Origin of the sequence: Arcobacter arenosus (assembly GCF_005771535.1) — a bacterium.
Lineage (GTDB): Bacteria > Campylobacterota > Campylobacteria > Campylobacterales > Arcobacteraceae > Halarcobacter > Halarcobacter arenosus.
This window is the reverse complement of record NZ_VANU01000001.1, coordinates 769,134-788,828: the sequence shown is the minus strand read 5'-3', so window position 1 is coordinate 788,828 and position 19,695 is coordinate 769,134. Positions and strand designations below refer to the sequence as shown.

General features: G+C 28.1%; 25 protein-coding genes. 15 read left to right on the top strand and 10 right to left on the bottom strand.

Annotation, left to right across the window (positions count from 1 at the left end):
- Nucleotides 1–58 precede the first annotated feature (58 nt).
- The 3 genes from ilvA to FDK22_RS04030 all read right to left on the bottom strand — a co-directional run bounded on the left by ilvA (nt 59) and on the right by FDK22_RS04030 (nt 4,042).
- Nucleotides 59–1,264: a threonine ammonia-lyase gene (gene ilvA / locus FDK22_RS04040; RefSeq protein ID WP_138151606.1), complete on the bottom strand. Its 1,206-nt coding sequence runs from the start codon at nt 1,262–1,264 to the stop codon at nt 59–61.
- 115 nt (nt 1,265–1,379) lie between these two features.
- Complete coding sequence (metE, locus tag FDK22_RS04035) at nt 1,380–3,659, bottom strand: 5-methyltetrahydropteroyltriglutamate--homocysteine S-methyltransferase (RefSeq protein WP_138151605.1); 2,280 nt, start codon at nt 3,657–3,659, stop codon at nt 1,380–1,382.
- 53 nt (nt 3,660–3,712) lie between these two features.
- Nucleotides 3,713–4,042 carry a hypothetical protein gene (locus FDK22_RS04030; protein ID WP_138151604.1) on the bottom strand — a complete coding sequence of 110 codons (330 nt, stop codon included), beginning with the start codon at nt 4,040–4,042 and terminating at the stop codon, nt 3,713–3,715.
- A 99-nt stretch (nt 4,043–4,141) separates the two neighbouring features.
- Here FDK22_RS04030 and trmD point away from each other — a divergent pair, with 99 nt between their 5' ends.
- The 10 genes from trmD to FDK22_RS03980 all read left to right on the top strand — a co-directional run bounded on the left by trmD (nt 4,142) and on the right by FDK22_RS03980 (nt 10,879).
- On the top strand, nt 4,142–4,831 hold the full coding sequence (trmD, locus tag FDK22_RS04025; protein ID WP_138151603.1) for a tRNA (guanosine(37)-N1)-methyltransferase TrmD: 690 nt from the start codon (nt 4,142–4,144) through the stop codon (nt 4,829–4,831).
- A gap of 55 nt (nt 4,832–4,886) precedes the next feature.
- On the top strand, nt 4,887–5,243 hold the full coding sequence (gene rplS / locus FDK22_RS04020; protein ID WP_138151602.1) for a 50S ribosomal protein L19: 357 nt from the start codon (nt 4,887–4,889) through the stop codon (nt 5,241–5,243).
- 42 nt (nt 5,244–5,285) lie between these two features.
- Nucleotides 5,286–5,822, top strand: coding sequence for a nucleoside phosphorylase-I family protein (locus FDK22_RS04015; protein WP_138151601.1), 537 nt, complete (start codon nt 5,286–5,288; stop codon nt 5,820–5,822).
- Nucleotides 5,804–7,078 (top strand): SPL family radical SAM protein, encoded by a 1,275-nt coding sequence (locus FDK22_RS04010; RefSeq protein ID WP_228711626.1) that lies wholly within the window; start codon nt 5,804–5,806, stop codon nt 7,076–7,078. Before FDK22_RS04015 ends, FDK22_RS04010 begins: the two co-directional genes overlap by 19 nt.
- 255 nt (nt 7,079–7,333) lie before the next feature.
- Complete coding sequence (locus FDK22_RS04005; protein ID WP_138151600.1) at nt 7,334–8,083, top strand: metal ABC transporter ATP-binding protein; 750 nt, start codon at nt 7,334–7,336, stop codon at nt 8,081–8,083.
- The gene (locus FDK22_RS04000) at nt 8,077–8,880 is read left to right on the top strand and encodes a metal ABC transporter permease (RefSeq protein WP_138151599.1); all 804 of its coding nucleotides are present in this window, start codon (nt 8,077–8,079) and stop codon (nt 8,878–8,880) included. The genes FDK22_RS04005 and FDK22_RS04000 overlap by 7 nt, the downstream gene beginning before the upstream one ends.
- Complete coding sequence (ribA, locus tag FDK22_RS03995) at nt 8,877–9,476, top strand: GTP cyclohydrolase II (protein ID WP_138151598.1); 600 nt, start codon at nt 8,877–8,879, stop codon at nt 9,474–9,476. Before FDK22_RS04000 ends, ribA begins: the two co-directional genes overlap by 4 nt.
- A 22-nt stretch (nt 9,477–9,498) precedes the next feature.
- Nucleotides 9,499–9,858: an RNA polymerase-binding protein DksA gene (gene dksA, locus FDK22_RS03990; protein ID WP_138151597.1), complete on the top strand. Its 360-nt coding sequence runs from the start codon at nt 9,499–9,501 to the stop codon at nt 9,856–9,858.
- A 26-nt stretch (nt 9,859–9,884) separates the two neighbouring features.
- Entirely contained in the window at nt 9,885–10,148 is a 264-nt protein-coding gene (locus FDK22_RS03985) for a DNA repair protein Rad50 (protein ID WP_138151596.1), read from the top strand.
- 53 nt (nt 10,149–10,201) lie between these two features.
- Nucleotides 10,202–10,879 carry a DUF1826 domain-containing protein gene (locus FDK22_RS03980; protein WP_138151595.1) on the top strand — a complete coding sequence of 226 codons (678 nt, stop codon included), beginning with the start codon at nt 10,202–10,204 and terminating at the stop codon, nt 10,877–10,879.
- 36 nt (nt 10,880–10,915) lie between these two features.
- Here FDK22_RS03980 and FDK22_RS03975 read toward each other — a convergent pair whose 3' ends face one another.
- From FDK22_RS03975 to FDK22_RS03945, 7 genes are all read right to left on the bottom strand, one after another.
- Nucleotides 10,916–11,491: an SCO family protein gene (locus FDK22_RS03975; RefSeq protein WP_138151594.1), complete on the bottom strand. Its 576-nt coding sequence runs from the start codon at nt 11,489–11,491 to the stop codon at nt 10,916–10,918.
- On the bottom strand, nt 11,491–11,976 hold the full coding sequence (locus FDK22_RS03970; protein ID WP_138151593.1) for a hypothetical protein: 486 nt from the start codon (nt 11,974–11,976) through the stop codon (nt 11,491–11,493). Before FDK22_RS03970 ends, FDK22_RS03975 begins: the two co-directional genes overlap by 1 nt.
- Before the next feature lie 3 nt (nt 11,977–11,979).
- Nucleotides 11,980–12,438: a copper chaperone PCu(A)C gene (locus FDK22_RS03965; RefSeq protein WP_212744973.1), complete on the bottom strand. Its 459-nt coding sequence runs from the start codon at nt 12,436–12,438 to the stop codon at nt 11,980–11,982.
- Between the two features lie 12 nt (nt 12,439–12,450).
- Nucleotides 12,451–12,807: a hypothetical protein gene (locus FDK22_RS03960; RefSeq protein ID WP_138151591.1), complete on the bottom strand. Its 357-nt coding sequence runs from the start codon at nt 12,805–12,807 to the stop codon at nt 12,451–12,453.
- Nucleotides 12,808–12,852: 45 nt separating this feature from the next.
- Complete coding sequence (locus tag FDK22_RS03955; RefSeq protein ID WP_138151590.1) at nt 12,853–13,500, bottom strand: peptidylprolyl isomerase; 648 nt, start codon at nt 13,498–13,500, stop codon at nt 12,853–12,855.
- A gap of 19 nt (nt 13,501–13,519) precedes the next feature.
- Entirely contained in the window at nt 13,520–15,337 is a 1,818-nt protein-coding gene (locus tag FDK22_RS03950) for a beta strand repeat-containing protein (protein ID WP_138151589.1), read from the bottom strand.
- Between the two features lie 124 nt (nt 15,338–15,461).
- Entirely contained in the window at nt 15,462–15,875 is a 414-nt protein-coding gene (locus FDK22_RS03945) for a hypothetical protein (protein ID WP_138151588.1), read from the bottom strand.
- 137 nt (nt 15,876–16,012) lie between these two features.
- Between FDK22_RS03945 and hcp the strand changes: the two genes are divergently transcribed.
- From hcp to FDK22_RS03920, 5 genes are all read left to right on the top strand, one after another.
- Nucleotides 16,013–17,338: a hydroxylamine reductase gene (gene hcp, locus FDK22_RS03940; protein ID WP_138151586.1), complete on the top strand. Its 1,326-nt coding sequence runs from the start codon at nt 16,013–16,015 to the stop codon at nt 17,336–17,338.
- A 69-nt stretch (nt 17,339–17,407) separates the two neighbouring features.
- Entirely contained in the window at nt 17,408–18,169 is a 762-nt protein-coding gene (locus tag FDK22_RS03935) for a patatin-like phospholipase family protein (protein WP_138151584.1), read from the top strand.
- Between the two features lie 289 nt (nt 18,170–18,458).
- Nucleotides 18,459–18,734, top strand: coding sequence for a hypothetical protein (locus FDK22_RS03930; protein ID WP_138151583.1), 276 nt, complete (start codon nt 18,459–18,461; stop codon nt 18,732–18,734).
- Nucleotides 18,735–18,743: 9 nt separating this feature from the next.
- Nucleotides 18,744–19,166 (top strand): ester cyclase, encoded by a 423-nt coding sequence (locus tag FDK22_RS03925; protein WP_138151582.1) that lies wholly within the window; start codon nt 18,744–18,746, stop codon nt 19,164–19,166.
- 284 nt (nt 19,167–19,450) lie between these two features.
- Nucleotides 19,451–19,681, top strand: a complete 231-nt coding sequence (locus FDK22_RS03920; RefSeq protein WP_138151581.1) for a hypothetical protein — start codon at nt 19,451–19,453, stop codon at nt 19,679–19,681.
- Nucleotides 19,682–19,695: the final 14 nt, after the last annotated feature.

Sequence of the window (19,695 nt, the reverse complement as noted above, 5' to 3'; positions counted from 1 at the left end):
ATATACCGCACATTATATATTTTGTTTACTAAATTTTTAATAAATGCAAAAAATCTTTTTATATTTGTTTGAATCTATATCCGTTTTGTTTCAATTTTTCACGTATTAATTTTTGGTGTTCCTCACCTTTTGTTTCTAAAGCGATTGTAATTTGAGCCTCCCCAAATTCTAGTTTAATTGAGTCTCTATCATAATCTATTTGAACAATATTTGCTGAACATTCTTTAAAAATCTCTGTTAATCTAGTTAATGATCCAGGTTTATCAATTAGTTTGATAATTAAGTTCATTTTTCTATTAGATTTTACTAATCCTTTTTCTATAATTTGTGCAAGCATTGTTACATCAATATTTCCACCACTTACTATTGCACAAACTTTTGAGTCTTCAATTTCAACTTTCTCATGCATAATTGCAGCAGTTGCAACTGCCCCAGCACCTTCAACCACAAGTTTATGTTTTTCAAGTAAAAATAAAATAGCATTTGCAATTTCATTATCACTTACTTCAACAATATCATCAACATAATCAATAATAATATCTAGAAGTTTTGGTGTTACATCCCTTACTGCAATCCCATCAGCAATAGTTCTTACTGAGCTTGAATCAATTGGCATTTGTGAACGATAAGATTCTTTCATAGCAGCAGCTCCACTTGCAACCACACCAATGATTTTTATATCTGGGTTTATTGATTTTGCAGCTATTGCAATACCTGAAATTAAACCACCTCCACCAATTGGAACAATAATTTGTTTTAAATCTTTTATCTCTTCTAAAATTTCTAATGCAATAGTTCCTTGACCTGCAATAACATCATCATCTGCAAATGGATGAATAAATTCACAATCATTTTCTTCTGCAAATTTATATGCAGCTTCTTTTGCTTCATCAAAGTTTTCACCTACTAAAACAACATTTGCACCATAAGATTTTACACCACTAACTTTTGTAAGAGGAGTAGCTTCTGGCATAAAAATAGTTGCTTCTATATCAAAGTATTTTGCAGCAAATGCTAAACCTTGGGCGTGATTTCCAGCACTTGCAGCAACCACACCTTTTTCCTTTTTCTCAACACTAAGTTTTGCAATTCTATTAAAAGCACCTCTTAATTTAAAACTTCCTGTTAGTTGTAAGTTGTCTTTTTTTAAATAGATTTCACTTCTAAAGGTTTCACTTAAAATTGGAGCTTTTGTAATTGGAGTATTATTTGCTACATTTTCTAAGTTTTTTTTCGCTTCTTTTACATCATTTAAAGTAATCATATTTTTTCTTTTCATATAAATTATTTGGAATAATATCTAAAAACAGTTTGTATTTCTTTGAATAGTTTTTCATAACAATTGAAAATACAAACTACTTTTAGATAGGGAGAATTCCCTATCCATTCTCCTTTCTAATTTGTTTTACAGCCTCAACCATATTTATTAAACTTTGTTTAGTCTCTGGCCATTTTCTTGTTTTTAGTCCACAATCTGGATTAATCCATAATTGTTCTTTTGGTAAAACTTCTAATAAAAGTTTTATTTGAGTTTTCATCTCTTCTACACTTGGAACTCTTGGGGAGTGAATATCATATATTCCAGGTCCAACTTCTTGTTTATATCCTACTTCTTTGAATATTTTAAGAAGTTCATTTCCACTTCTTGCAGTTTCAATTGAGATAACATCTGCATCCATCTCTTCAATAGTTTTTATAATATCATTAAACTGACTATAACACATATGGGTATGGATTTGTGTTTTTTTATAGGCTGTACTAACAGATATTTTAAAATCTCTAACAGCCCATGACTCATAATCTTTTATTTTTTTTGTTCTTAAAGGATATCCCTCTTTAAAAGCAGCTTCATCAACTTGAATAATTTTGATTCCTTCTTTTTGTAAGTCATCAATCTCATCGCTTAGGGCAACTGCTATTTGTTTTGAAACTTCACTTCTTTGAATATCATCCCTTACAAAGGACCAATTTAAGATAGTAACTGGACCTGTTAACATCCCTTTAATTATTTTGTCTGTTTTACTTTGAGCATAGGTTATCCAATCAACTGTCATAGGCTTTTCTCTACTTACATCACCATAAATAAATGGTGGCTTTACGCATCTACTACCATAAGATTGAACCCATCCATTTTGGGAAAAAGCAAAACCATTTAATTGTTCACCAAAATATTCAACCATATCATTTCTCTCTGGCTCACCATGTACTAAAATTTCAAGGCCACATTCCTCTTGAAAAGCTATACAATAATCTATATACTCTTTCATATCTTTTTCATATTGCTCTTTTGATATATAAGCTTTTTTAAAGTCTCGTCTTGAGTTTCTAATCTCAGGAGTTTGAGGGAATGAACCAATTGTTGTTGTGGCTAAATTTTTATATTTTAAAAGTTCTTTTTGAAGTTTTATTCTTTCTTCAAACTCCCCTTGTCTTGAATAATTTTTAAACTCTTTAATCCTTTTTTGTACTTTTTTATCATTTATTCTTAGGGAACTTCTTCTACTATAGTTTGCATAAATATTTTTTTCATAGTGTATTAAATCTTTATTTTTTAAGGATATGACACCTTCAAAAAAAATCTTTGAAATTACTCTTAATTCTTGAAGTTTTTCCCAAGCATAACTTAACCAAGATTTTATCTCTTCATCAAGTTTTTCTTCATATTTTAGTGTAAATGGGGTATGCAAAAGGGAACAAGAGGTTGAAATAATGATATTTTCTTTTTTTATTCTTTTACTAAATTCTGTTAGTAAAAGTAGAGTTTTTTGAATATCATTTATCCAAATATTTCTTCCATCAACAACTCCTGCAATTAATTTTTTATCACTATTTGCAATTGCATCTAAAGATTTTATGTTTTCTTTCCCATATAAAAAGTCCAAACCTAAAGCCCAAATAGGAGTATTTACTAAAATATTTGTAGCTTCATTTGAGTGTTCAAAATATGTTGTAACAATGATTTTAATATTTTGTGCAATATTTGCTAAACAATCATATGTTGGTTTTATTAAATTTAATAAATTTGAGTCATTGTCTTTTACAAAAATAGGCTCATCTATTTGTATAAAAATCTCATCATCTAATTTTGAAATCTCTTGAATCAACTCTTTATAAATAGGTAGAATTTTTGAATGTAATTCAAAAACATCACCATTATCAACTCTTTTAGAAAGTCCTAAAAATGTCAAAGGACCAATGATATTTATTTTTGTTTTTATCCCTAGCTTTTTAGCTTCTTTATATTCGTCAATTATTTTTGTGGCATTTAATTTATATTCATCTTCTAAACTTAATTCGGGAACTATATAGTGGTAATTAGTATTAAACCATTTAGTCATCTCCATAGCTACACTTGAGTCATTACCCCTTGCCATAGAAAAATAAAGCTCTTCATCTTTTAAACTTCTAAATCTTTTAGGAATAGCGTTTAACATAATACAAGTATCTAATATATTGTCGTATAGGGAAAAGTCATTTGAACTTATATATTTAATTCCTGCTTCTTTTTGATATTCCCAGTGTCTTTTCTTTAATTTACTTGCAACTTTTTTTACTTTATCGAATGAACAATTTTTTGTCCAAAAACTTTCTAGTACTTTTTTAAGCTCTCTTTGTTCTCCAATTCTTGGAAAACCAACTACATATGAATTTACAGACATTAATATCCTTTAATATTTTATTTTGATTTGTTTTATGTGTTTAAATATTAAAGTTATTGTGGTGGGTGTACTCCTGTTCGTCTAAATGCGAAACAAGTAGTATAATATGGACATCTAGGAATAAATTTGAAAAGCGAGACTGTTATTTTTGTTTTTAATTTAAACAGACAATCACAATGACAAGGTTTATTTGAAACAATAGATGTAGTAGAAAGAAGAAGTCCCGGTGGATCTTCATCTAATTCATCTATCTCTTTAGATAGTCTATATTGTAAAGTCTTTTTCGCAATAGTTACTTGAGATTCTAGTTTTACTTGTACACTATGGGCTAAAATACTAGCAAATGTAAAATATTTTTTTCCAAAACCTTTTGGTGACTTCACAACAATCCTTTCATAAAATTTTTTAGGAATCGCAATTATAACAGAAAAATCTAAACTTAATTTAAAGTTAGATAAAATCGCAAAAACATAAGGCTGATTTTGAAATTTACATTTGTAACACTTTTCTCAAATTTAATTGAACCATATTTTTATGACTCAATTTTAAAAAGAGCTGTTGAAGCAAATTTTATAAGTTATGAATTTTATAATCCAAGAGACTTTACTAAAAATAAACACTTAAAAGTAGATGCTCAAATGGTAGGTGGGGGTGCTGGAATGCTTATGACACCCCAACCGCTTTTTGATTGTTTAGATGAGGTTAAAAAGAAAAATCCTGATGCTTATATTATTTTCCCACTAGCAGCAGCAAAGCCCTTTAGACAAAATGATGCTAAAAGACTTGCAAAAAAACAAAATATTGTTTTTGTTAGTGGAAGGTATGAAGGGATAGATGAAAGGGTTATAGAAAAATATGCAAATGAGGTTTTTTCAATTGGTGAGTTTATCTTAACAGGGGGAGAACTCCCATCTTTGGTTATGGCAGATGCAATCTCAAGAAATGTAGAAGGTGTTCTTGGAAATGCTGATTCTTTAACTATGGAGAGTTATGAAAATAATCTTTTAGAAGCTCCCTCTTTTACAAAACCTGAAAAATTTGAAAATTTAAGTGTAATTAAAGAATTCTTAAAGGGAAATCATAGTAAAATTGCCGACCTAAAAAATAATCTGGCTATTTGCAAAACAAAATATTTTAGACCAGGTTTAGTTACGAAGAAAAAAACAAAATAGAAGTGTGATACCCCGCAACTTGCAAATGCGGGCACTTTCACCAAAGGGAAATACAATGAAAAATAGATATATTGCGAGCTTTGAAGCAGCGCAAATTGCAGAAAAAGAGATTCCTCAGTTTAGAGCAGGGGATACTGTTAGACTTGGTGTTGAGATTAAAGAAGGTGAGAAAAAAAGAGTTCAGACTTTCGAAGGTGTTGTAATTGCTAGAAGCGGAAATGGTATTGACGCTACATTTACAGTAAGAAAAATCGGAGCTAACTCAGTTGGTGTTGAAAGAATTTTCCCACTATACTCTGAGTCATTAAAATCTTTTGAAGTAGTAAGAAGAGGTAGAGTAAGAAGAGCTAAATTACATTACCTAAGAGGTCTTACTGGTAAAAAAGCTAAAATTAAAGAGCTTAGAAAATAATAAAAGCTTAAAAACTAAGACTAAGGTCTTAGTTTTACTTCCATGTCTAAGACATTTATACACACTGCACTTCTTTGCGAAGCACAAAGCTTAATTAACTTCCTAAAACTAAAACAAGATACAACAATTGAGAATTTACCAAAGGGTAATAAACTTTTTTTTGATGAAGATAATAAATATATATTAATAGTATCTGGAATAGGAAAAGAAAACACACTTAAATCTATGGATTTTATATATCAAAATTATGAAATACAAAAGGCGATAAATATAGGAATTGCTGGATGTAGTGATTCATCTATTAAAATAGGAACTTTTTTTTGTATAAATAGACTTCTACCAAATATAAATTTTGCTCCTATTACCACTGTTGAGAAACCCCTCGAAACTGATGAAGAGTTACAAACTGTGCTTGTGGATATGGAAGCTAAATATTTTTTAGAGAAAGCAAAAGAATATACAAAAGAAGTTTATAGTTTTAAAATTGTTTCAGATTATTTAGATGCAACAATTCCTAAGAAATCTTTTGTGATTGAATTGATTGAAAAAAATAAAGAGAAATGGAAATTGTTTTTATGAGTTCACCCCTTAACTATTTGGAAAAATTTGAATCTTCTATATCTAAAACAAATTTTGAGAAACTTTCAAAAGAAGAAAGACAGTTTATAGAAGAAAAAGCTTTTTTATATGAGTTTTCTTTCCAAGAATTAAAACAACTAATTGATTTTGCAATTGATTTTAGAATGTGGCATGAAGAAGATATAACAAAACTTTTTAAGGATGAATATCCAAATAGAAAAGCTGCTTTTAATGATATTAGAAATAAATGGCAGGAATTAAGAAATAAACCAAACTCATACTCAAAGTTTTCAAAAGAGTTATATAAAGATGATATACGAAAGTTTTCATTTACTAAGTTTGAGGGTGAAAAAACTGGTTTTGGTTCATGTCCTGTTGCTAGTCCTGGGACTAGGTGTTGTAATCTTTTAACTTTAGATGCTGTTCAATCTTGTGGTTTTGATTGTTCATATTGTTCTATTCAAAGTTTTTATAATGAAGATAAAATAGGGTTTGATAAAAATTTTAAAAAAAATCTTGAGAATATTGTTTTAGATTCCAATGAAACTTATCATATAGGTACAGGACAAAGTTCAGATTCTTTGATGTGGGGAAATAAAGAGGGTATTTTAGATGCTCTTTTTGATTTTGCTAAAAAATGGCCTAATGTAATTTTAGAGTTTAAAACAAAATCAAATAATATAAAGTATTTTTTAGAAAACGAAGTACCTAAAAATATAATTTGTACTTGGTCTTTAAATACCCCAACAATAATTGAAAATGAGGAACATTTAGCAGCATCTTTAGATCAAAGAATTCAAGCAGCTAAAAAAGTTAGTGAAAAAGGAATTTTAGTTGGTTTTCATTTTCATCCAATTGTTCATTATGAAAACTATTTAACTGAGTATGAAGAGGTTTATAAAAGATTAATTAATACCTTTGATGCTAAAAAAGTTGCTTTGGTTTCTTTTGGAACTTTAACTTTTATTAAACCCGTTATAAATAAGATTAGAAGTAGAAACTTCAAATCAAAGATTCTTCAAATGCCTTTATCTGATGCGAATGGAAAACAATCATATCCCCTTGAGATAAAAAGAGAGATGTTTAAGTCAGCTTATGAAGCTTTTAAGCCTTGGCATAAAGATGTGTATTTTTATCTTTGTATGGAAGACCAAAGTTTATGGAAAGAGTGCTTTGGATATGAATACTCAAGCAATAATCAAATGGAAGAGTTTATGAAGATGAGTTATATGAATAAAATAAATCAAAATAAATAATAAATCTCATTTATGTCATTTTAATATATCTAAAAATATGATTGAAGAGACAAGAAAATAAAATTGCTCAATAAGATGTAATATTTATATTAGAAAAATCCTTATAACTCAGTGATTTCAAAGTAAACCATTCTAAACTTAAAAATAACAATACAAAAAAACTCATATTTGCAACTAAGTTGCACTTAATATTTATCTGATAAAATTCCAAATTGCAATTAAGTTGCATAATTATTAACAAAGGATAAGTTTTTAATGCAATTTCAAAAAAATATAATTGAAGTAAAAAACTTAAATTTTTCCTATGAAAAACAAAAAGTTTTAGAAGATATAAATTTTACTATTGAAAAAAATGACTTTTTAACTATTATTGGACCAAATGGTGGAGGTAAATCTACTTTATTAAAACTTATTTTAGGAATAAATAAACTTCAAAATGGTTTTATAAAAGTTTTTGGAAAAAATCATTTAGAAGAAATACAAAATATTGGATATGTTCCTCAAAATACAAATGTAAATTTAAAATTCCCAATCACTGTTTTAGAAGTTGTAATGATGGGACAAAATAGTTTTATTAAAAGGATGTTTGGTTATAAAAAAGATGAAAAACAAAAGGCTTTAGAGGTTTTAAAAAAAGTTTCAATGGAAGATTTTGCTAATAATAGAATATCAAATCTTTCAGGGGGACAAAGGCAAAGAGTTTTAATAGCAAGGGCACTTTTCTCTAATCCTAAAATTTTACTTTTGGATGAGCCAACTTCAAATATAGATATAAATGGGTGTGAACAAGTTTATTTAACACTTCAAGAACTTAATAAAAAGATACCAATAATTGTTGTAAGTCATGATATTTCTGTGATTTTAAAATATGCCTCAAAAGCTTTTTATATAAATAAAAAAATGACTCAACATGACTTGAGCAAAATGAAAGATGAGTTTAAATCTATTGATTCTCATGTTTGTGAAATTGAACTTTTAGAGATGTTAGGAAAATGCAGATGCTAGAGATACTTTCATATGAATTTATTCAAAATGCTTTATTAGCGGGAATTATTGTAAGTGCAATCACTGCAATAATAGGCACATTAGTTGTTGTAAATAAAATGGTATTCCTTTCAGGGGGAATTGCCCATAGTGCATATGGTGGAATTGGACTAGCCATGTTTTTTTCGCTCCCTATGCTTTTAACAACTTCAGTTTTTTGTATTTTTGTTGCAATTATAATCGCCTTAGCTAGTTATAAAAATAGAGAAAATCTTGATATTATGATAGGTCTTATTTGGGCAGTTGGAATGTCCTTTGGTATTTTACTGGTTGATTTAACTCCAGGGTACCAAACAGATTTAATGAGTTATCTATTTGGTTCACTACTTGCTGTTAATAATGAAGATATATATTACATGGGAGCACTTTTATTTTCTATTTCTTTAATCGTAGCAATTTTTTACAGGGATATTTTAGCTGTATCCTATGATAGTGAATATGCAAATTTAAGGGGTATAAAAACAAGATTTTTTTATACACTTATTTTGATTTTATCAAGTTTGACTATTGTTATTTCCATAAAAGTTGTAGGCTTAATTTTAGTAATCGCACTACTTACAATTCCTATTTACATCTCAGGATTTTTTTGTAGAAGTTTGATATCTATGATGATAGTATCTGGATTACTTTCTATATTGTTTACAATAATTGGACTAAGTATTTCTTATCAATATGATTTAAGTTCAGGGCCATCAATTATTATGGCTAGTTCAATTTGTGCATTAATGGTTTTTATTTACAAAGGAATAAAAAGATGAATATGAAAAAAGAAAATATAAATAAAATAATTGAGTCAAAAATTGCAAATCTTCCAACTAGATATGGAACATTTGATGTAAAAGCTTATAAAGATGGCTTTCAAGAGCATCTTGCAATTATGAGTAAGAATTTTAAAGATATAGAAGAGCCGTTGGTTAGGGTACATAGTGAGTGTTTGACAGGAGATGCAATTGGCAGTTTAAAATGTGATTGCAGTAATCAACTTGATTTAGCCTTAAAACTTATTTCAAAAGAGGGTGGTTTAGTTGTTTACCACAGACAAGAAGGAAGAAATATAGGTTTAGTAAATAAAATAAATGCCTATAACTTACAAGACCAAGGGTATGATACAGTAGAAGCAAATTTAAAACTTGGGTTTCAAGAGGATGAAAGAGATTATAGTGCAGTAGAATATATTCTAAAAGATTTAGGTTTAAAGAAGATGAGGCTAATTACAAATAATCCAAGAAAAATCAATTTTTTTGAAAAAACTGGAATTGAAATTGTTGAAAGAATCCCAGCAATTACACAAACAAATAAATTTAATGAAAACTATTTAAAAACAAAAAAAGATCAATTAGGTCATCTACTTTAAATTAAGGATAAAGGATAATAGTATGTTAAAAAAAGAACATATAGAAGAATTAAAAAACAAACTTTTGCATAAAAAACAAAAATTGTTTCAAGAATCCACAATAAGCCAAAAATTTATTAAAGAACTTCATAGTGATACAAAAGGTGATGAAGTTGATATTGCAGAAATATCTTCTGATACATACAATCTGAGTCTTTTAAGAGAAAAGCAAATTGAAGAGTTAAGAGAGATTGAACATGCTTTAAAAAAGATTGAAAACGGTACTTATGATATTTGTGAAATGTGTGATGATCCAGTAGGCTTAAAAAGGCTCAGGGCTAAGCCCCATGCAAGATATTGTATTGAATGTAGAACTGCTTTTGAAAAAGAGCAAAACTCATAGATTAAAAAATAGAAGAATAGGAAAAAATGGAAGAAATAAAAAAAGAATTAGAAAGTATAATATTTAATGTAATGCTACCAGAATCACAAGCTTTTTTAAATGAATTAAATGAAGAGATTAATAAGGGAAATGAAGAAAAAGAGATTATTGAAGCAAAGAAAGATGTTGAATCTTTTTTAGAAGAATTAAATCAAATTTTAAAACTTATTGAAGAAAAGAAATTATCTAATAATGATGCAAGAGATATGTATAAAAAAATAAGGAATATGATTGATGAACATGAACATTAATACTATTAAATCCAACGCACATTATACTTCAATAAGTGATAAAGGAGAAAATAATGATGAATGAAAAAAATTTTACTCTTGCTGAAAAATGGGCTCAAGAGGGAAATATGTCTCGACATATGTCTCAGGATAAACAGCCAACAGTTTTGAGTGATATCTATCAGGCAGAGACTAATATAGCCATTTGGCGACGTGAGAAATCTGATACTTTGGAATATTCGGTAAAAGAGTTTTTATCATTGAATCCTACTTTTAAAAAGGAAATGATATTAACACCACAAGATGCATTTGCACGTGTTAGCGAATCTTTTGCTAACAAAATGACCGAGCTTAGCGAAGATATTGCTGAGCTTGTGGATATGTTTTGTTATTTATTTGAACTTAAAGAAGTAGGTATGCGTTTGAAAGTTTTAGATAAAGCGATGTGCCCTAAGTTTCATGTGGACAAAGTACCTTGTCGTCTTGTGACGACCTATCAAGGTATGGCTACAGAATGGCTACCTCATGACTTAGTTGATCAAACAAAATTGGGATGGGATTGTAACGGCTTACCGGATTGTGAATCTGGGCTTTATCAAAGTGAAAGTGATATTCAACAATTAGATTGTGGCGATGTTGCATTGATTAAAGGTACCCGTTGGGAAGGTAATGAAAATGCAGGCTTAGTACACCGTTCACCAGAATTGATAACTAATGAAAAGCGTTTGGTATTAACTTTAGATTTTATGTAGTTAAATGTTAGATGAACATAAAGAAGAGGATTAATCTTAATCCTCTAAAATTAATTTTAATGTTTCTTTTAGTTTTTTAGGATCTGAGAAATGATCGGCTTTTGAGATAAACTTTCCGTTTTTATCAAAGAAATAAATAAATGAAGTATGTGAAACAGAATAACCCATGGCAGAATCATTTAAAGGTATTTTTTTATAATAAGATTCGTATCTTTTAGTAATATCATCAATATTTGTTTTATTTGAAGTTGCCCCTATAAAATTTGAATGAAAATATTTTGAATATTCATTTAAGTTTTTAAGTGTGTCTCTATCTGGGTCAACGCTAATAAATAATCCTACAAAGTCTTTTGTTTTTGCTTTATCAAAACTATTTAATGCTTGGGCTAAACTACTTAGAGAAGTTGGACAAACATCAGGACAATATGTATATCCAAAATAAACAGCTAAAGCTTTTCCTTCCAAGCTTTTTTTTGTTAGTTCTCCATCTATTGTATTTACTTTAAAATCATATTTTTTTTCTTCTTTATAATCATCTACAAAAGGTTTTATTATGAGTATTATTACAACTGCTATAAAAATTACAAGGGAGATTTTTTTTATATTATTCATTATTTATCTGTTTTAAATTGGAATCTTGCACCAATTGTTTTATCTATAGTTTCAATTCTAATCTCTGCATTCCATTGCATGTCCCCTATAGGACAAGTTGGAAGTGTACCTTTAGCTTCATAGTTTCCATTACCAAGATTTTTAATTGGAAGTGTAAACTCTCCCATAAACATATTTGTTGCATATATATTTAAATGAAGATTTTCTAAATTTTGATTATTGCTTTTTATTGTAAATATCAAAGGTTTCATTAATGGAATTGTTTTTGGTTCTACACCTAATTCAAAACTAGTACCATCTTGAAGCATAATTTTACAAGAATTTTTATGTAAATCACAAGTTTTATCTTGAGTTGTAAATTGTACTTCACCTTTAAAAGACTGGTATAGGGCATTAAAATCAATTAAAAAGTATCCTAATACAATAGAAACAATCCCTAAGGTTGGGAAAATTAAGTTTTTAATATTAGTTTTTTCTTCAGACATTTTTTAGTTATTATGCTTCATGTTATGACCGTGGTGTTTCATTCCAGACATTACAGATTTAATTGGAGCTGTGATTGTTTTTGTTTCGCCATTTGAAAGTTCTAAAGTAAAAGTGATTTTTTCACCAACTTTTAAAGGCTTATGTAATCCTATAAACATAATATGCAAACTGCCTGGTTTTAAAACAGTTTCCCCTTTTGCTGGAATATCAATTTTTTGAATTTGATACATTTTCATAACGCCATCTTGCATATCATGGGTATGTAATTCTACAGCTTTTGAAACATCTGATGTAGCTTTTAGTACAGAAATATTTTCATTAGAACTATTTTTTAATATCATAAATGCCGCAGAATTTGGAAGATTTGGAGGAGTTGCTCTAACATAAGCATCTTCAACAACTAAATTTGAAGCAAATATTGACATTACACTAAGTAACAACACAGAAGTGATTTTTTTCATAAACATAGCCTTTTATTTTTTATAAACATATGCATCATAAGTACTTAAAAAATAGTACCCATCTTTTGTGATATTGAATTCAATTTTAAGATTACAAACACCATCATATTTATTTTTTTGAATAAATTTTTGAATTGTTGAGATATTTCTTAAATGAAACTCTTTAAAAGCTTCTGTCAAAGTAACATATTTATTTTTGCCATTAACTTTTTTTATTTTTAATACAGTTGTGGTGCTAGCACTTGTGTCAACAACAGTCATTTTAGTGTAATCAGGTTGAGATGTTCTTATCCATATATCTGAAGTTTTTTGTGCACTTAAATTAGTTGCAACAATAAATATAAAGAAAAAAAGTAAAAGTTTTTTCAAGGTGGACCTTCTAGTTAAAATTGTTTAATTGTATCAAATTAGCTATTAAAGTTGTTTCTTTAATAGCTCAAATAATTTCTCTCTTTTTAAAATATTTTCAATCTCTTTTTTTGCCTCATTATAATTAGCTATTTTCTGAGGTTTTGTAGCTTCAACAAGAACTACTTGCCAGCCAAAATTATTTTTAACAACAAATAAATCTCCAGCTTTTTTTGAAGCAAGGCTAACATTAAATAATTTTTGAAATTGAATACTTGTAAGCCATCCATTATCACCACCATTTTTTTTATTGCCATCTTTTGAGTAAGTGTTTACTGCATATAAAAAAGATGATAGTCTCTCTTTCATAGGTGTAGCACTTAATCTTTTAAATAAATCAGTTGCTGCTAGTTTATTATCAACTAGAATATTTCTTAATCTAATTTGAGGTAAAACTTTTATTTTACCTTTATTTCTACTATACCAATTTTTGGTTTCTTTTTCAGAGACTTTAATTTCTTTTAGTATTTCACTTTGCCAATATTGTAAGGCTAGATTTTTAATATTTGGTTCTATAACTTTTTTAAAATCATTATTATTTTTATATTTTGAATAAGCTTTTTGTTCTAATTTCTCAATTTGTTCATTAGTAAAAATAGGATTAGCATTTAATAGACTAAAAAAAACTAGTATTACAGGAAATAAAATTTTCAAAATAGATTTTTAAATTATCTTACCATGAATAAGATAATCCCGCTCCAATAGTATGTCTTTGACTTCCTGATTTTGCAGCACTAGTTTGTAAGATAAGATTATCATTTATTCTATATTTAGCACCAAGTGCAAAACCATTGTATCCATCATAGTTACCAAAACCTAAACCTAATGAAAACTTTTTATTTGGTTCAATTTGAGGAATATTTGCAATTGCAGTAACACTTGCTATTGCTCCACCTAATTGTCTTAAGTTAACTGCATCAAAATCATTTGTTCCATCTGCTACACCATGAACTTGTACAGGCTTCCCTGTTGATGAATCACTAAAAGTTGCTCCGTTATCATTTAGGGTTAAACTACTTGAAGTTGTACCACCTGAAATAGTTGTTTGATCAGTTGTTACAACTATACCGTGGGTATTTCCTAAATCATTTGTTAATGTTAAAGATGCAGTTGCTTCCGTTGCACCATTATTATATAATGCGCCATTTTCATCTACATAAGCTCCACCAGTGTATGAAATATCCATAGAACCAGATACATTAGAAGAACCGCTACTTACTGTTGTAGTTGCTGCTGTATCTGAAGTGTATGTTAATGTACCATTAACATACATATTACCATCAACTAAAGTGTCCCCAACAATAATATTATTAACTGTATTACCTGAAACTAAACCTTGACTTGTTGCATCACCATTTATAAGAATATAATCTGTTCCTGCTGTTTGAGGAGTACTATATGCAGTAAATCCACTTGTATTACTAGAAGAGATTGATGCACTTCCATCTTGAATAATAATAGAACTATTTCCCCCATATATTAGTGTACTACTTGAAGTATTTGTGTTACCAATTGTTGTTGTAGTTGCATTAGCTGTAGTACCAATATCAATTGTTGTACTGTTTATTGTTGTTGATGCACTATTAATTGTTGTATCATTTAATGAGTTACCAATAGTTGTATCAGCTGTTCCTGTAGTATTTATATTTGTTGTTCCAAGTATTGTATTAGTTGATGTACTATTACCAATGTTAGTATCGCCACCTGCAATATTTATATTAGTAGTAGTACTTACAATATTATTTGTAGTACCTGTTATAGTATTTGTATCACCTGTAATAGTATTTGTTGCACTACCATTACCAATATTTGTATCCCCACTTGTAGTATTTATATTAGTTGTTGAACCTTGAATTGTAACATCAGAATTATCTGTAACAATAGAGCTGTTTCCAGAAACTATTGAAACAGCACTTGTATTAGATGATGAACCTATTGTTGTTGCTGCATCTACTGTTGTGTTAATATTTGTAGTTCCTTCTACATTTAAGTCATCAAGGTTTGTTGTTCCATCAACAGCTAAGTTACCAGTTGTTGTGATATTTCCTGTATTTGTAATATTCCCAACATTTGAAATACCATCAGTGTTTGTCATTCCATCAACATCTAATCCACCTGTTCCAATATCAGCAGTAAGTGCTGACATAGTACCTGTAGTTGATATTCCAACAGAATCTGAAATACCGTCAGTTGTAACTTGACCGTTAATATCTACATTATCTGTAATTGTTACATTTCCTGAGGTACTAAGTAAATTACCATTAAGATTTATATTTGTAGAATTAATTGTTGTTAGGGTTAGATTAGAAGCAATTATATAATCATATGATGAAGTTGCATTGTTATAATCTTCAACAAAAAATGTTCCAATATTATCTTGGTTAGAATCAACTTGGATTGTATAGTCATCAACTCCACTTGCATCTGCAGCAAAAACATTTGAATATCCAAATAAAGTAATAATAACCAATGCACTTAATGAACTTCTCATTATCTTCCCTAAATGTTATTTTAACCCATTATATCCAAAGTAAATGAAAAATAACAAAATTTAAATGTATTTTTAGATAATAGTGGAAAAAGAGTAATAAAAAAGAGTTTAAAATAGAAACTTATTAGTCTAAGTATTCTATTTTGTCTTTAATTAAGCTAACAATACCTTGTTTTACTTCATTAGCATTGTTTGGGTTATCTTGCATACTATTTTCAATAAAACTAATTGCAATATTGAATTTGTCTGCATTTCCATCAGCTAAATCTGATATATTTTCTACAGCGGCAGCTATAATATCTTCACTAGCTAATTTTCCTGATTCTTGAATTTCATTATATTCAATAGCTTTAATCTCATCAACTATATCAGCTTGAAAAGATAAAAGTTCTAATTGTTCTTCTGGCATAGAATCAAAAAGAATTGCATCCTCATTGTGTTCAGTATCAATTGTTTTTTCTATTGTTGGAGTCTCAAAAATTTTCTTAGATATTTCATTTTCAGAGTAAGTCTTCTGGGAAATATTATCAATATTCATTTAAATCCTTTAATTCATTATAGGAAAAAAAACAATAAAAACTACTGAAATGATATAAATTAGTTGATTTATATCAATGAATCAGTTTTCATTTTTTATTAAGATTCCACCAAGTAAATTTTAAAGGAAATGAAAAAATGAGTATGTTTTGTTATCAATGTGAAATGAGTGCACCTGATGGATGTGGTTCAAATGGAGCAACTATAGGAGTATGTGGTAAAAATGAAAATCTTGCTAGATTGCAAGATATTATGATTTTTGGTTTAAAAGGTTTAAGTGCATATAGAGAACACTTAAATGAGTTAGATGAGAAAGCAACAAAAAATGTTGATGATGTAATAAGTGAAACATTATATTTTACCCTTACTAATGTAAATTTCAATTTTGATGACCATATTAGTCAACTAATGAAAGTAGGAAGTGCTGGTGTTGAGGTTATGGATAAACTTTCAAATGCACACACTAATAAATTTGGTATTCCAAGTCCCGTTAAAGTTACACAAAATAAAGTTGAGGGTAAAGCAATCCTAGTTTCAGGACACAATCTTGAGATGTTAGAAAAACTTTTAATTGCAACACAAGATAAAGGTATAAATGTTTATACCCATTCTGAAATGTTACCAGCTCATGCATATCCAGAGTTAAAAAAATATGTACATTTAAAAGGAAATGTTGGGAAAGCATGGTTTGACCAAGCTCAACTTATGAAAAGGTTTAATGGAACTTTTGTAGTAAATACTAACTGTATTGTTCCTCCAAAATCTAATGCTGATTATGTGGATAGAGTTTTTACATATAAAATTGTTGGAATTGAAGGTGGAAATCAGATTATTGATGATAATTTTGATGAATTAATTGAAAAAACTTTACAATGTGAAGATACAAATATTGATGATAATCTAAGCTTAGTAACAGGACATCATTATAAAACTATTTTAACATTAGCTCCACAAATTTTAGAAGCTATTCAAGATGGGAAAATTAGTCAATTTTTTGTAGTTGCAGGTTGTGATGCACCAGGAAAGGCAGGAAATTATTATAGAGAATTAACTGAAAATCTTCCAGATGATTGTGTAATTATCACATCAAGTTGCGGAAAATTCAGATTTAATGATATTGATTTTGGAAATATTCCAGGAACTGAGATACCAAGATATTTAGATTTAGGTCAATGTAATGATTCAAATGGAGCAGTTGAGATTGCAAAAGCAGTAAGTTCTGCACTTAATACACCAATAAATGATTTACCTATTTCTATTGTATTGTCATGGATGGAGCAAAAAGCTGTGATTATTCTTTTAGCTTTATTTAGTTTAGGTGTTAAAAATATCTATTTAGGACCAAAACCACCACAATTTGTAAATGAAGATATATTTAATTTCTTGGCACAAACTTTTAACCTACATTTAACTGGTGACGCAAAAGAGGACTTGGAAAAATTATTGATTAAAAAAATTGCATAAAACATAATGTAAAAGTTTAGTAACCTACAGATGATAAAATATCATCATAATATTATCTAAGTAGGTTAAATGGCAAAAGATAAAAAAGATTTAAATTTAAAAGAAGTAACATTAACCCTTTCAGGTGGTGGAATTAGAACCGCCGCCTCATTGGGTGTAATTAAATATTTAGAAGAAAACAATTATGAAGTAAAGATGATATCTGGCACTAGTGGAGGAGCAATTATTGCTTTATTATATGGCCATGGATTTTCCATAAAAGAGATAGAAGAGTTTTTTTTTACAATAAACAAATGGGACTTGTTCAATTTTAAATTTAGATTTAATTCAATTCTTAGTTTAAATAAAATAGAAAGAAAACTAAGAGCTTTTATAAAAAATAAAGAACAAAAAATACCAATACAAATATGTGTTACAAATATTGAAACAGGAAAAGCTGAATACCATATAAAAGGTGATTTGATTAAATCAACTATAGCTTCTTGTTCTTTGCTTCCTTATTTTTCTTCCATAGAGATAAATAAAAAGTTTTTTGTTGATGGTGGATATAGTGATAATTTACCAAATAAAAAACTCTATAAATTAAATTATCCAAATATTAGTGTAAATGTTAATAATCTACCTAAAAACTTTTCCCATAAAAAAGACTCATTACATAGAAGGTCTCTTTTTATATTAACCCAAAGTGCAATGAAAAGAGCAAAAAAAAGAGCAGACTTTTTTATTAATATAGATAGTATTTCAGAAATAAAACTATTTGATTTTAAAAGTTTTGATTTTGTTTTAGAACAAGGCTATATTAAAGCAAAAGAGATACTAACTAAAATATAAAAAATTCTAAAAAAATCTACCCAAAAAAAATCGAAAAAATAAAAAAAAGAAATCCAATAAATAAATTTTTTTATAAATAAAAAGCCTAAAAAAGCCACTTTTTTTTAAATGAAAATAAATTAAGAAAATTTTAAGAAAATTAATTTTTTTTTGATTTATAATTTCGCTCTCAAAACGATAAAAGTTTAAAGAAACTCTATTAGAGCATTTGGCCGTGCAAATTGATTTCTTTATTTGTTGTACTAAAGGTACGTTTATATTATTAGTTGTGAACAACTGGAGAATAAAAATGTTAAAAAAAATTGCATTATCTGTTTTATTAATTTCAGCTTTTGCTTATGCTCAAGATGAGCAAATGAGTTTAGAAGATAAATACAATGCATGTAGTGAAAGCTATGAACAATGTTTAGTAAAATGTGAAGAGTCTAATACGAATGTAGAAGAGTGTGGTGCAAAATGTGAAGACTTATTTTATCAATGTAATGAAAAAGTTGATAAAGAATTAGATGAATCTAGTGAAAAAGTTGAACAAGAAGTAGTAGAAGAATCAAATAGTAATCAATAAGGTCAATATTTGAAAACAAACATCTATAAAAAACTTGTAAGACAATATTACGAAGAGCTATGGAATAAAAAGTCAAAAGCGATGATTGAAGAGCTTTTCACTGATGATATTGAGTTTCATGGTTCTTTGAATATCGATACAAAAGGTAAAAAAGAGTTTGAAAATTATATGGATGCAATATTAAAAGGTATACCTAATTTGCACCATGGAATTGAAATTCTTTTAGAGGAAAATGCAACAATTGCTGTAAGAGCTATTTATAATGGAACTCATAGTGGTAAACTATTCGATTATGAAGCTTCTAATAATAGAATAAAATACAATGGGGCATCTTTTTTTAAATTTAGAGATGAAAAGATTTCAAATATTTGGGTTTTAGGAGATCTTGCAACTTTGCATAAACAGATTGCAAGCCCTAAAAATTCCCAGTAAGAGCCCATGAAATAGGGCTTTGGTAGGTGTTGCTTATTTTTTAAGTTTTTTTTTAGATTTTTTCTTTTTTTTATAGATTATAATTATGTAATTAAAAGTTAAAATGAGAATTTCTGAAAACCTATCAAAGCATTTGGCCGTGCATTTTTTTAAGATTTTCAGAAATGATGTACCCAAAATTGAGTGTTTTTATACTAACACAATAACCTTAGTTTTTAGTTAATTGGAGTAGAAATGAAAATAGGTTATCTACATATGTTATTTGTCAATTTATAGAGCCTAAGATGGTTACTAGATCTATTGATGATTTAATATCTAACTATATATTTGATGAGCCAGTACAGATATTGGTTAATGAAATAACAAATCATATAAAATTTTATAATGATTATGACTCAGCAATAAAATTAATATTAGCAAATAATCTAAATATAGAAAATATAGTTAGAAATACAGCACGACTTAAAACGAATCAGATTGTTGAATTAGCCTCAAAGCTAATTTCTATGAGATAATAAAGATATATTAG

What these genes read in the sequence shown, in the direction of transcription:
- ilvA (WP_138151606.1), bottom strand. Translation starts at nt 1,264, where the DNA reads ATGATTACTTTAAATGATGTAAAAGAAGCGAAAAAAAACTTAGAAAAT.
- metE (WP_138151605.1), bottom strand. Translation starts at nt 3,659, where the DNA reads ATGTCTGTAAATTCATATGTAGTTGGTTTTCCAAGAATTGGAGAACAA.
- rplS (WP_138151602.1), top strand. Translation starts at nt 4,887, where the DNA reads ATGAAAAATAGATATATTGCGAGCTTTGAAGCAGCGCAAATTGCAGAA.
- FDK22_RS04015 (WP_138151601.1), top strand. Translation starts at nt 5,286, where the DNA reads ATGTCTAAGACATTTATACACACTGCACTTCTTTGCGAAGCACAAAGC.
- FDK22_RS04010 (WP_228711626.1), top strand. Translation starts at nt 5,804, where the DNA reads ATGGAAATTGTTTTTATGAGTTCACCCCTTAACTATTTGGAAAAATTT.
- FDK22_RS04005 (WP_138151600.1), top strand. Translation starts at nt 7,334, where the DNA reads ATGCAATTTCAAAAAAATATAATTGAAGTAAAAAACTTAAATTTTTCC.
- FDK22_RS04000 (WP_138151599.1), top strand. Translation starts at nt 8,077, where the DNA reads ATGCTAGAGATACTTTCATATGAATTTATTCAAAATGCTTTATTAGCG.
- ribA (WP_138151598.1), top strand. Translation starts at nt 8,877, where the DNA reads ATGAATATGAAAAAAGAAAATATAAATAAAATAATTGAGTCAAAAATT.
- dksA (WP_138151597.1), top strand. Translation starts at nt 9,499, where the DNA reads ATGTTAAAAAAAGAACATATAGAAGAATTAAAAAACAAACTTTTGCAT.
- FDK22_RS03985 (WP_138151596.1), top strand. Translation starts at nt 9,885, where the DNA reads ATGGAAGAAATAAAAAAAGAATTAGAAAGTATAATATTTAATGTAATG.
- FDK22_RS03980 (WP_138151595.1), top strand. Translation starts at nt 10,202, where the DNA reads ATGATGAATGAAAAAAATTTTACTCTTGCTGAAAAATGGGCTCAAGAG.
- FDK22_RS03975 (WP_138151594.1), bottom strand. Translation starts at nt 11,491, where the DNA reads ATGAATAATATAAAAAAAATCTCCCTTGTAATTTTTATAGCAGTTGTA.
- FDK22_RS03970 (WP_138151593.1), bottom strand. Translation starts at nt 11,976, where the DNA reads ATGTCTGAAGAAAAAACTAATATTAAAAACTTAATTTTCCCAACCTTA.
- FDK22_RS03965 (WP_212744973.1), bottom strand. Translation starts at nt 12,438, where the DNA reads ATGAAAAAAATCACTTCTGTGTTGTTACTTAGTGTAATGTCAATATTT.
- FDK22_RS03950 (WP_138151589.1), bottom strand. Translation starts at nt 15,337, where the DNA reads ATGAGAAGTTCATTAAGTGCATTGGTTATTATTACTTTATTTGGATAT.
- FDK22_RS03945 (WP_138151588.1), bottom strand. Translation starts at nt 15,875, where the DNA reads ATGAATATTGATAATATTTCCCAGAAGACTTACTCTGAAAATGAAATA.
- hcp (WP_138151586.1), top strand. Translation starts at nt 16,013, where the DNA reads ATGAGTATGTTTTGTTATCAATGTGAAATGAGTGCACCTGATGGATGT.
- FDK22_RS03935 (WP_138151584.1), top strand. Translation starts at nt 17,408, where the DNA reads ATGGCAAAAGATAAAAAAGATTTAAATTTAAAAGAAGTAACATTAACC.
- FDK22_RS03930 (WP_138151583.1), top strand. Translation starts at nt 18,459, where the DNA reads ATGTTAAAAAAAATTGCATTATCTGTTTTATTAATTTCAGCTTTTGCT.
- FDK22_RS03920 (WP_138151581.1), top strand. Translation starts at nt 19,451, where the DNA reads ATGGTTACTAGATCTATTGATGATTTAATATCTAACTATATATTTGAT.